10 protein-coding genes and 3 pseudogenes are annotated in these 9,914 nt (G+C 66.7%); 3 read left to right on the top strand and 10 right to left on the bottom strand.

Annotated elements, in window-relative coordinates; genetic code table 11:
* A pseudogene (locus tag ACFV7R_RS36035) lies at nucleotides 1-314 on the top strand (ISAzo13 family transposase); the annotation flags it as partial.
* A 3-nt stretch (nucleotides 315-317) separates the two neighbouring features.
* Nucleotides 318-1,238 (top strand): annotated as a pseudogene (locus ACFV7R_RS36030) (IS701 family transposase); the annotation flags it as partial.
* A 47-nt stretch (nucleotides 1,239-1,285) separates the two neighbouring features.
* Here the strand turns inward: ACFV7R_RS36030 and ACFV7R_RS36025 are convergent.
* The 8 genes from ACFV7R_RS36025 to ACFV7R_RS35990 form a co-directional block, all read right to left on the bottom strand.
* A complete protein-coding gene (locus ACFV7R_RS36025; protein WP_385271385.1) occupies nucleotides 1,286-1,906 on the bottom strand; it encodes an MBL fold metallo-hydrolase in 621 nt (206 codons plus the stop codon).
* Nucleotides 1,907-3,059: 1,153 nt separating this feature from the next.
* Complete coding sequence (locus ACFV7R_RS36020) at nucleotides 3,060-3,473, bottom strand: hypothetical protein (RefSeq protein WP_385271382.1); 414 nt, start codon at nucleotides 3,471-3,473, stop codon at nucleotides 3,060-3,062.
* Nucleotides 3,474-4,684: 1,211 nt separating this feature from the next.
* Nucleotides 4,685-5,389: a GIY-YIG nuclease family protein gene (locus ACFV7R_RS36015; protein WP_385271379.1), complete on the bottom strand. Its 705-nt coding sequence runs from the start codon at nucleotides 5,387-5,389 to the stop codon at nucleotides 4,685-4,687.
* Nucleotides 5,347-6,534, bottom strand: a complete 1,188-nt coding sequence (locus ACFV7R_RS36010; protein WP_385271376.1) for a PP2C family protein-serine/threonine phosphatase — start codon at nucleotides 6,532-6,534, stop codon at nucleotides 5,347-5,349. The genes ACFV7R_RS36015 and ACFV7R_RS36010 overlap by 43 nt, the downstream gene beginning before the upstream one ends.
* A gap of 932 nt (nucleotides 6,535-7,466) precedes the next feature.
* On the bottom strand, nucleotides 7,467-7,898 hold the full coding sequence (locus ACFV7R_RS36005; protein WP_129797603.1) for an excalibur calcium-binding domain-containing protein: 432 nt from the start codon (nucleotides 7,896-7,898) through the stop codon (nucleotides 7,467-7,469).
* Between the two features lie 103 nt (nucleotides 7,899-8,001).
* On the bottom strand, nucleotides 8,002-8,214 hold the full coding sequence (locus tag ACFV7R_RS36000; RefSeq protein WP_385271373.1) for a hypothetical protein: 213 nt from the start codon (nucleotides 8,212-8,214) through the stop codon (nucleotides 8,002-8,004).
* Between the two features lie 96 nt (nucleotides 8,215-8,310).
* Nucleotides 8,311-8,586: a hypothetical protein gene (locus ACFV7R_RS35995; protein WP_385271370.1), complete on the bottom strand. Its 276-nt coding sequence runs from the start codon at nucleotides 8,584-8,586 to the stop codon at nucleotides 8,311-8,313.
* A gap of 140 nt (nucleotides 8,587-8,726) precedes the next feature.
* Nucleotides 8,727-8,903 carry a DUF6233 domain-containing protein gene (locus tag ACFV7R_RS35990; protein ID WP_385271403.1) on the bottom strand — a complete coding sequence of 59 codons (177 nt, stop codon included), beginning with the start codon at nucleotides 8,901-8,903 and terminating at the stop codon, nucleotides 8,727-8,729.
* A gap of 27 nt (nucleotides 8,904-8,930) precedes the next feature.
* Here ACFV7R_RS35990 and ACFV7R_RS35985 point away from each other — a divergent pair, with 27 nt between their 5' ends.
* Nucleotides 8,931-9,053: a hypothetical protein gene (locus ACFV7R_RS35985; RefSeq protein WP_385271406.1), complete on the top strand. Its 123-nt coding sequence runs from the start codon at nucleotides 8,931-8,933 to the stop codon at nucleotides 9,051-9,053.
* 310 nt (nucleotides 9,054-9,363) lie between these two features.
* Here the strand turns inward: ACFV7R_RS35985 and ACFV7R_RS35980 are convergent.
* A pseudogene (locus ACFV7R_RS35980) lies at nucleotides 9,364-9,552 on the bottom strand (NUDIX hydrolase); the annotation flags it as partial.
* A 7-nt stretch (nucleotides 9,553-9,559) separates the two neighbouring features.
* On the bottom strand, nucleotides 9,560-9,715 hold the full coding sequence (locus ACFV7R_RS35975; RefSeq protein WP_385271367.1) for a hypothetical protein: 156 nt from the start codon (nucleotides 9,713-9,715) through the stop codon (nucleotides 9,560-9,562).
* Nucleotides 9,716-9,914 lie beyond the last annotated feature (199 nt).

The raw sequence follows: 9,914 nt of genomic DNA, 5'->3' as shown, positions 1-9,914 counted from the left end.
GCAGCATTCCAGCGACGCTTCCACCGCCCGCGCAGCTACCGCCACCCACAGATCAGCAGCGTGGACCACACCCACCGGCTCCTGGCAGCCATCCTTCGCCGCCGCAGAGCGGTGACCATGACTTTCCTGGCCCAACTACTGGGCGTCAACCGCACCAACCTGTCCATCCAGTACCAGGACGCAAAACGGCTCCTGGACCTGCACCGGATCCTCGTCACGCCGATCCCCGGATCGCCCGCCCGCACCTTGGAACAGCTACACGCCCGAACAACCCCCGCGGAAACCCATCGCTGACAGTTATTGAAATACGGGCCCCCGGACGGATCGAGAACTCCCGGGTCGCGGTCTACCTCGTCTACGCCGGCGTCCGGGGACACGCGGCGGTGGACCGCGAGCTGTACATCCCGCGCTCCTGGACGTGCGACCCGGACCGCTGCCGGGCAGCGGGGCTGGGCGAGGACACCGTCTTCGCGACCAAGCCGGAACTGGCCGCCCGCATGATCGGCCGGTTCCTCGACGCCGGTCACCGCGTGGGCTGGGTCGCGGGGGACGAGGTCTACGGCGGCAACCCGAAGCTGCGGTCCGCGTTGGAAGAGCGCGGGGTCGGCTACGTGCTCGCTGTCGCCTGCTCGGCTGAAGTCACCATCGATGCGGGGAAGTTCCGCGCGGATGTCCTGGCCGCGAAGGTGCCCAGGCGGGCCTGGCAGAAGCTGTCGGCAGGGGCCGGCGCCAAGGGGCACCGCTTCTACGACTGGGCCGTCATCGACCTGGTCGAAGTGCGGCCCGGCAGCCACCGGCTGCTGATCCGCCGCAACCGCACCACCGGTGAACTCGCCTATTACCGCTGTTGGTCGCCGACCGCGGTGCCCCTGGCCACGTTGGTACGCGTCGCCGGATCACGGTGGCGGGTGGAGGAGACCTTCCAGGCCGGAAAGGGCCTGGCCGGACTGGACGAGCACCAACTCCGCCGCTTCACCTCGTGGTCTCGCTGGGTCACTTTGGCCATGCTCGCTCACGCCTTCCTCGCCGTCGTCCGCGCCGACGAACACGTCCGCCATCCCGCCCCCAACGGGCTGATCCCGCTCACCTGCAACGAGATCCAGCGACTGTTCACGACGCTTGTCGTCCAGCCCGTGCACGACGTGGTCCACCGGCTCCGCTGGTCTGCCTGGCGGCGCCGCCACCAGGCCCGAGCCCAGGCCAGCCATTACCGCCGACAAGCCGCGAATCAGCCATGAAGATCACGAACGGTGGTGCAGTACTCCACTGGCCGACTGCCGCCCTCTCACAGTTCGACGCTCTCGCCGGGGCGGAGCCGCCGGATCTCGGCACCCGTCCGCTCAGCCTCCATGGCGAGGACATCGTCCAGGACCTTCAGACCCCACTCGTTGATGAGCCCGTCGTGAATGGCATAAGCACGGCGCGGTGTCATCCGGCGCAGGTAGCCGATCATGTCAGGCACCGTCAGCCACGGCGCCTGACCAGGCAACAAGAGCGTCGGCACGTTGACCACCGTCAGTGCGTCACCCGGGTGGAAGACCTCTCCGTCGATCAGGAAGCCGACATTGTCGACCGGAGGCACATCTGGATGACTGAAGTGATGCTTGTCGCCCGACACCGACACCTGGAAGCCCGCGACAGAGAAGTGGTCGCCGTCGCGGACCACATGCACGCGCTCGCCAAGCCCGCTCAGGTGCCGGACAACCCCAGCGCAGGTGTAGATGTCCGACTGAAATCCGCGCAGGCGATCCGGATCGAAGTGGTCAAAGTGTTCATGCGTGATGAGGACAGCCTCGGCCCCCGCCAACGCATCGGGCTCGGGAGTCATCACACCCGGGTCGATGACGATCGCCTGGCCGTTCCTCTCCAACCGCACGCAAGCGTGACCGAACTTGGTGATCCTCATGGCCTTCACCCTGCCAACGACCTGGCGCAGTGACACCAACGTTCGCGATCAGCCGAAAACAGACAACCAGGGAAGATCACGATCTACGGCTGGAGTACTAGGCTGCGGCCTTCGACGCTTCGCCATACCTCCCCCTACGGTAGTAACGCTCCGCTAGGGCTCAGCGTGCAATTGGCTGGAGCATGTGGGTAGAACGCGAATCGGACGCGCCACGTGGACATCACATGCGCAGCCGCGATGCGTGAGGACTGCGGGCGAGTCTGGATCTGAGTGACGACCGAGCCGCGCGCAGTCGCTGAAACGCCGTATACAAGGCGCGATAGTGCTCACCAGCAACACGCTTTCCAACTGTGTTGGTGGGGTGTTGGGGCGGGTGCAGGGGCGTTCACCTGCGTTCATGGGCGGTTGGCCGCCGACGCGGGGACCGTTTCGGGTCTGCCCTGAACGGCCGTGAACTGGGCTGAATGAGACGGAAACTGAGACGGCCGCCCAAGGTCCTAGAACTGGCCTCGCCACCATGGCACGTCCAGGCTGGCAGCCGAGATGATCTTGGCCCTCGCAAGGATCTTCTCATCGAGGGCATACACGAGGGCGCGCAACTCACGCGCGCTCTTCCTGGGCAGTGTGTGAAGCACGGCTTCGAGGTGCCCGCGGAAGTCGGCGCCGTAGCACCCGCACTCAGGGATGCCGCAATCAGGACCGGTGAGTGGGTCTACAAGGTGCCTGAGAGGGCCGTGGGCAAGGGCCTTCCAGTGCCAGAACGCTTCTTCCGTGGCTTCGGGCCAGAAGCGGGTCCGCTCCAGCCGACGCAGGTCAGCGGTGCAAGATCCGGAAAGGCGATCAATCAACGGGTACCGTCGTCGCCTCAGGGGCCGGACAGGGAGGTCGCCCCGCAGGGCTGACGGGCGCCTACGCGGCATTGCCCCTTCGGTTGTCGGTCATGGGAGGGAAGGTACAGAACCACGTGCCAGGTGGCCACCGCTTATCCGGAGGCCGAAGCCCTGAGCTTGGGAAGCTCGGGTTCTACGGGGTCGATAGGCTTGCTGACCTGCTGCGGAGCGGCGTCATGACCTGAGGGCGTGCTGGGTGGGTGACCGCTGTTCCCTGTGGTTCCCCGCAGTATCTGGCACGGGAGCGCGTTCAGGCGGGTTAGTCAGTCGCGCCGCGAACCTGGCATGCCGGGGCCGAGGTCGGAGGCGGTCAACGAGTGGGCCGCGGTTCTCAGATCGTTCTCCCATTCCGGGAGCTCGTCGGGGTCGATCCATTCGCTGTAGTCCGCTGCGACGGAGAGGAACCGTGTCTCCTCCCGGGTGCGGGCTGCGACCGTCATCGACAGCCGGTCGGCCACGTCCTTGGGGCTCAGCTCGCCTTTCGCGAGACCGAATGCGAGGCTCACGAGGAGGCATCGGCCGGCTGTCTCCTCGTCGGGAAGGGGTATGCCGAGTTCGTGCAGGGCTTGGACGTACAGTTCACGGATCTCGGTCTCGTCGCTCCTGCGCGGCAGGCCGGCTAGTTCGCGCAGGGCAGGGGAATCACGCCCGTCGACGAGCGCATGCGCAGCGAGCATTGGGAGTTCCTCGGGAGGGAGTACCTCCGCCACGTACTGCCAAGCGCTGTGCTGCAACCGGTCCATGCGCCCATCGTGGGGGCGGCGAGATGTCCTGGCCAGCCGATTGCTGTTGCGGCCTCGGCTTCTTCTTGCCCTGGGCTTTGTCTCTGATCTTGATGAGCTGCTTTTTCGCTGGTCGGGGCGGTGGTCGCGGGGACTTAAGCGGTCGTCGTTGGTTGTCCTTGGCCACTGTTGAGCGGCCTCGAACGGCCTAGAGACGGCCCAGCTAGGGCTACCCTCCACCTGCCCACTCGGACTATCGGAGGGTCACTTGGCCGGGCTCATACCCTGGATCGCGCCAACGTTCGCGCTCGTCGGCGTGGCGGTCGGCGCCTTCCTAAACCCTTGGGGAACTCGTCGTCAGTCCTGGCAGACCTCACGTCGTGAGGCCTTCGATCGAGCCATTGCTGCCGTCAAGGCAGCAGACTTGGCCCGCACTACCCGCGGCATGTCGACCCAGGTGAACTGGGTCCCGATCGGCAACGGGCAGACGACTTCAACGCGCAGCTCGCCATCCGAGGGTTTGAGCGATTGGCAGATGCCATGCACGAGATGCGCCAGCAACTCGCGGCACTTGAGCCCTACTTTGAACCGGATTGGGATGACAACCAGTGGCCGATCACGGATGCAACCGCAGCCTCGCTCCTCGCCCAGCTGAAACGGGAGCGACAACGTGCCCCGCTGGCCGTAAGGCGGACCACCGCCCGGTGAAATGCCTACCCGCGTGCTGAGGCTGGAACCGTGCTGACCTCCGCTTTAGGAGCGAGGTTGGGCCGCATGGTGGCTGACCTGCGGGATCCGTGCTCGTGCTGGTGCCGGCCTGAGGAGCCGCCAGTCTTCCAGAGTCCCCGTGATTCCCCGCTCCTTCTGGCACGGCTGTGGCACGGGCTGATCCTCTCGATGCGAACTATGGGCGCGACGGTCGCTGATGTCTGCCAAGCACGTCAGACGGTCGCTTGAGGCCGCCGGTGGTCGGGAGTGGTTGCGGTGGTTGCTGTACTTCCTTGCTGTACAGCACTCGCTCTGACCGCCGCTTTAGGAGTTCGATCACCGCATTGAGCGACCTCTCGCAATGGCCCCTCTTAGCTGTCCCGCACACCGGCTAGAGACGCTGGTGTGCGCCCTCGTTCAGCATCGTTGATGTCAGCTGGTGATGTCAGCCTGACGGTCTATGCGCTGATGGGCAGAGCCCTTGGCCGCTCGCGTGCTTTGGCGCGTAGCTCCTTGAGACGGTCATGGAAGCCGTTGCGCCGGTTCTGGTCGAGGTTCAGCGGCAGATCGAGTTGGGAGATGAGCTCCGACTCCATGGTCCACGGTTCCTCGTGCTCCAGCCAGCACACCTGCGCGTTGCCCGCCATCCACTGACTGAGCCTGGCTTCTCCGGCCTTACCGAACGTCAGGCGGGTTCCGCTGCCCACACGGCGCAGCTCCAGGCCGAGTAGGCAGCCGAGGGTGAGCCGAAGCGTTGACCCAGCCGCGTTGCCCCGGTAGTGGTAGCGGACACGCTTCCTCAGGTTCTGGATGCTGGTCCGGTTCGACATGTGGCGCGGGGCCATGCCTACGTAGAGCAGTCGTCCGGAGGCCAAGCCGGGGAAATGCGTGCCGGAGCGGCACGACACACCCCCTCTTGCCTGAACGCCACCCCTGAGCGGAAACCTGTATGGCCGGTCCCCTCTGACCTGGGGTTTCACTGCTGGCGGCGGTAGCTCGTCTGTCACTGTCGGTCGCCATTGAGTGCCCTCGGGCGCCCTCGCACGGCCCAGGGACGGCCCGGGAACGATCCCCCGGGTAGTAGGCGCTGCCGGCCAGGCGGACCGGGACGAATGTCGCTTCACCGTCCGGTGGTGGACGTAAGGGCCCCTGTGGGATGCCATTCGAAGAGCAGGACGGTGGCGTCGTCCGTGAGGTGGTGCTGCTGGTGGTCAAGGATGGCGTGCACGAGACGGCGCAAGACTTCGAATGCGGGTTCACCGGCGGCGGTGGCGCGGAGGATGAAGTCGACGAAGCGCTCCTCCCCGAAAAGTTCGCCGTCTGAGGACCGGGCGTCGACGACGCCGTCGGTGTAGCACAGAACGCGATCTCCGGGTTCCAGCTGCGCGGAGTGGATGCGCCGAGGGATGTCCGGGCGTGTGGGTCCCAACCCGAGAGGCAGCTCGGGAGGACTGTCGAAAGCGCCAGGGATGACATCGCGGCGACGCAGCAGGATGGGCGGGGGATGGCCGCAATTGGCCCAGCTGAGCTGTCCAGTGGTGCGGTGCAGGTGCAGGAACACGCCGGTCGCATAGCGGTCGGGGAACGCCTCGTGGATTGTGTGGTCGATGGTGTCGATGATGCGGGGTAGCTCCCCGCCGCTGCGGCGGGCATTGCGGCAGGCGGCCAGGGCGACGGAGGAGGTCAGTCCCGCGTACAGGTCATGACCCATGGCGTCGATGACCGCAGCATGCAGGACGTCGCCCAAGAGGGCATGGTCGAAGGCATCGCCCCCCAGGTCGTAGGCCGGTTCCAGGATGGCGCTGGAAGTGACGTACGGCGTGCCTATGGACTTGGGCGGCAGGAACGCCCAGACCATCTCCGCCGGCAACTTCATGGACTGCCTGCGCTGCAGGTTGGCGTAGCTGTCACTGTGGGTTCCCTTACTGATCAGGACGAAGGCGATGAGGGAGGCCAGCGCCCGGCAGCGGTTCAGGATGGCGGCGTTGAGGTCCGGCACTTGGACCCCCAGGACGCCGATCCGTTCGAGGCCGTCTATCACGGGCAGCCAGAGGGTCAACGCGCCGGAGTCGCTCTCGGCGATCCGAGCCGAGACGGTCCGGTATGCCCAGCCCGCCAAGCTGGAGTCGATGGGCAGACGCTGCGAGGAATCGCCGCGGCTGTCGGGAAGGGCGATCAGGTACTCCTGCCGTAGATCGGCGCAGTAGGCGGTCAGCCCGGTGATCCCCAGAGCCGAGTAGTGCCGCCGCAACAGCTCCGGCAGATCCTCGGGAGCCAGCTCGTGAAAGGCCTGCACCAGCTCATTCATGATCGTGTCGCTACCGGGGCCCGTGGGGTCGCTCACAGCCGCTCACCTGCTGTCCTGCGCTGGCCTTTCTGGCGTCCCTTTCCACCGTAGGAGACCACGACCGATCCCGCCTGCGGCTCCGACGTTCTGCAACCTCGAACCCTTGACCAGATGACCTCTTCGTCCCGAAGCAACTCTTCTGAGCCCCCGACCATGGGCCAGGGTGCCCCTCACCTGCCGCCATGGTCCGCAGGTGTGCGCCCATGTCCGTCGCTGTACGTCGGCGTTGTCACGCAGTCAGACACTCAGGCCGGATGCGATGACGCCGTCGCTGTTGTCAGGGGAGTTGGCAGCCGTCATGGTGATGCCCATGCCTGGCCAGAGGAAAAGGAAGCGGCAAGCACGCGAGGAACATCAGCGAGCTTCCGCGGCCCTGGCGGTTGGATGGTGCTGGGAAGTCATCTGTGAAACGGAGGACTCCGACCAGCTCCGGGCGCGGCTGCGTAACCTCCAGGAGGAGCGACCTGATACTGATCCTTCCCGAGTGCGAATCGACACCTTGTGCGGGCGGCTGAAGCACCCGACCACCTATCGGTTGAGCGTGCTCGTGCCCCAAGAGCCGAGCGAGTGAGTCAGGGACCCGCGCGGGTGATGGGGCTCGATGTTCCGGCCAAGCCCGGCGCATCGAGGGTCTCGGAGCACCTGTTTGGAAGATCTCGTATGTGGATGCGTGCTGACCTAGCAAGCCGCTGACCTGGTATTTTTCGGCGTCCTCACCGAGATTCCCCGTTGTTTCCGAGCGTCGCTGTTCCCTCGGGCACGCGGAGGGCACGTATGCCCTTCTCCCGGAGCTCATCCGGCTGTTCCTGAGCTTCGACCGGCTCTCCTGGCCACCCCGTGCCACACAGGCCGCAGGCCCGCCAGGCTCCCCCGTCCCAGCGGGCTCCTGTGTGTCAGCCCCAGTCGCAGCCCGTGCCGTCGCCGTCGCGGTCGAGGTGGCTGCCGTAGCCGGGCTCGCCCTGGTGGACGGGTGCGGCTCCGGCGGCCCGGGCCGCGGCGCAGTTCTCGTAGTAGACGCTGCCCCCACCGCTGTCGCTGCCGGTGTCGGAGGCGGACTCGGCGGTGACAGTCTCCGTGACCTCAACCTCCACGGTTTCCGTCACGGTGGGCGCAGGCTTCGGCTTGGCGGCGGCGGTCATGGTGGCGGTGACGGTCGCGGTGGGCTGCGCCTTGGCCGTGGCCGGCTTCGCGTCGTCCGTCGGCTGCGAGTCGCTGGCGCCGGCCCCGATGCCGAGGAAGAAGGTAAGGCCGAGTGCGGGCAGTACGTAGCGCTTCCGCGCCCATTTCGGCGCTGGCCGCGGCGTGGTGGTGTACGGGTTGGTCATGTCGCCCCCCTGATTGATCCTGGGAGGGCTGAGAGTAGCGGTTTGGTGGAGGACTTGTGCTTTTCTCGTGGAGGGGTCGCCTTTTCGTGACGCGCGGCCTTCTTCAGTGCGTCCAGCTGTCGGGTCCGCCGCCGCGCCATTCGATGCCCGTAGCCCGCACGACGTCCATCTCGTGGAAGCCTTGCAGGCCGGCGTTCTGCATGAGCGCGGCAATGTCGCGGACGCTGTACGCCCGCCCGAGGATCTCCCCGTCGATGCGCACGCGCCGGCCGCCGTCCTCGTCGGGCGGGTAGATGACGACGCGTGCGGTGGCCATGGGTCCAGGGTGTGGGTGTCGGGTCTGTGCTGCACGTTGGGCGGTGGATGGACGCCCGCCCCTTGGTCCAGAGGCGGACGCCGCAGTGTGGTGTGGTCAGCCGGCCTTCTGCTGCTCCCGAATTTCGTGGACGCTGGCGGTGAGGGTGCCGTCGTTCTGTTCGTAGTGGGACAGGGCGAGGCCGAGGCCGAAGAAGGTGGGGGCCCATTCGCCGACGAAGATTCCCCACCTGTCGGCGCGGGCGACCCCTGCGCCGGGCTCGGCGTTGAGGCTGGTGACCCAGGCGGCGACGGCGAGGCCGATGGATGCCATGCCGGCCATGTAGGCGTGCTCACTGCGGATGCCCATTTCATGCATCTTTTGGATGACCATGGGGTGACTCCGTTCTGTGGGGGTTAAGGGTCGGAGTGCCCCCGGCATGTGCCGCTATTCATCCTGTTTGAGGTGTTATGTCTGCTGCGGGGCGCGTGTGCCGCTCGGAGGCTGGTTGGGGCGCGGAAGTCTCGCAGCGCCTAGTCGAGAATCCCCAGCTCGGTGTCCGGCCGGCAGTGCGGGCACGGGGCGATGCCGTCGGTGAGCGCCCGCAGCGCCTGGTCGCGGGCGACGCCTCTGGACCGTTTGCCTGTCATGTGGCAGTCGCCTTGGTGGACGTAGGCGGCTGGCACGTCGCGGCTCAGGCTCTGCTCGATGAGCCAGTCCGGCGCCGGGGGACGGGCTTGGATGGCGCGCTGGCGCTGCGCCTCTCGCTGCTGGGCTGCCGCGATCCACCGTCGGGTGCGCTCGAGGTCTTGCTGCTGGACTCGTTCGAGGAAGCGCAGCATCTCGAGCCGGGAGGCTGATCGTTCACGTGTTCGCTTCTGTGGTCTCGGGGGCCTACTGCAATCCCCGGCTCGCTTGAGGAGCAGCATGAATGACACATCCTGCAAACCCTCGCCGTGCCCTCAGCCTCCCTCGACCCGGCTCCCACAGACTGGCTCCGGGCGCCGTGGTGCCGCAACCGGCTCGGCGACGCTTGTACGCGCCGCTCCTAGGCCGCTTCGTACCGCACCCGCTCCCTGCCTCTACCCACACTCTCCCCGGCTCGCATCCCGTACGCCGTCGACCCACACACCGTGGAGCAGGCGTGGTTCATGGCGTCCAGGTGGAGCGCGCCACTGTACGAACGACCTGGGCCCCGCCGGGCAGCGCCCACTGGCCGGTGTCGCGGCGTCGCTGGAGGAGGATGGCGCCTTCGTCGTTGACCACGAGCAGGTTGCTGGCGGGGATGAGAGTGTTGGCTTTGGGGGCCTTGGGGGCCTTGGGGGCCTTGAGGTCGTAGTAGTACTCGGTCCTGCCCACGGTGGTGCTACTCCCGCCTGTCGGGCGTCCAGGGGCGCGCGGATGCCCACACGGCCTCGAAGCTGTCGCTGTACCGCTGGAACCACTCCCCGCCGTCTGTGTTGCGGAGCTGGAGTAGCGGGTTGGCGCTGGCCGGCTGGCCCCAGGTGTGCGGGTTGACCATGAGGTGGTCGTCGTATCGGAAGATCGAGTTGTAGACGTGTCGTGAAGGCGCACCTCACTGCCCGGGTAGCCGACGAGGTCGCGGTAGTACGTGAGGGACGCCTTGATCTTGGCCGCGAGCGTGTCTCCGACGCCCTCCTCCCTGCCTCTGATGCGGACTGCCTCCCCGTCCGGATCGCCGAAGCACAGCCGCACGCGAA

The sequence above is a fragment of the Streptomyces sp. NPDC059866 genome (assembly GCF_042731325.1).
Classification (GTDB): domain Bacteria; phylum Actinomycetota; class Actinomycetes; order Streptomycetales; family Streptomycetaceae; genus Streptomyces; species Streptomyces flavusporus.
This window is presented reverse-complemented; position numbering and strand designations above follow the sequence as displayed.

Coding starts and splice junctions, on each gene's coding strand:
- ACFV7R_RS36025 (WP_385271385.1), bottom strand. CDS start 1,906: ATGAGGATCACCAAGTTCGGTCACGCTTGCGTGCGGTTGGAGAGGAAC.
- ACFV7R_RS36020 (WP_385271382.1), bottom strand. CDS start 3,473: ATGCTCGCTGCGCATGCGCTCGTCGACGGGCGTGATTCCCCTGCCCTG.
- ACFV7R_RS36015 (WP_385271379.1), bottom strand. CDS start 5,389: ATGGCATCCCACAGGGGCCCTTACGTCCACCACCGGACGGTGAAGCGA.
- ACFV7R_RS36010 (WP_385271376.1), bottom strand. CDS start 6,534: ATGAATGAGCTGGTGCAGGCCTTTCACGAGCTGGCTCCCGAGGATCTG.
- ACFV7R_RS36005 (WP_129797603.1), bottom strand. CDS start 7,898: ATGACCAACCCGTACACCACCACGCCGCGGCCAGCGCCGAAATGGGCG.
- ACFV7R_RS36000 (WP_385271373.1), bottom strand. CDS start 8,214: ATGGCCACCGCACGCGTCGTCATCTACCCGCCCGACGAGGACGGCGGC.
- ACFV7R_RS35995 (WP_385271370.1), bottom strand. CDS start 8,586: ATGGTCATCCAAAAGATGCATGAAATGGGCATCCGCAGTGAGCACGCC.
- ACFV7R_RS35975 (WP_385271367.1), bottom strand. CDS start 9,715: ATGGTCAACCCGCACACCTGGGGCCAGCCGGCCAGCGCCAACCCGCTA.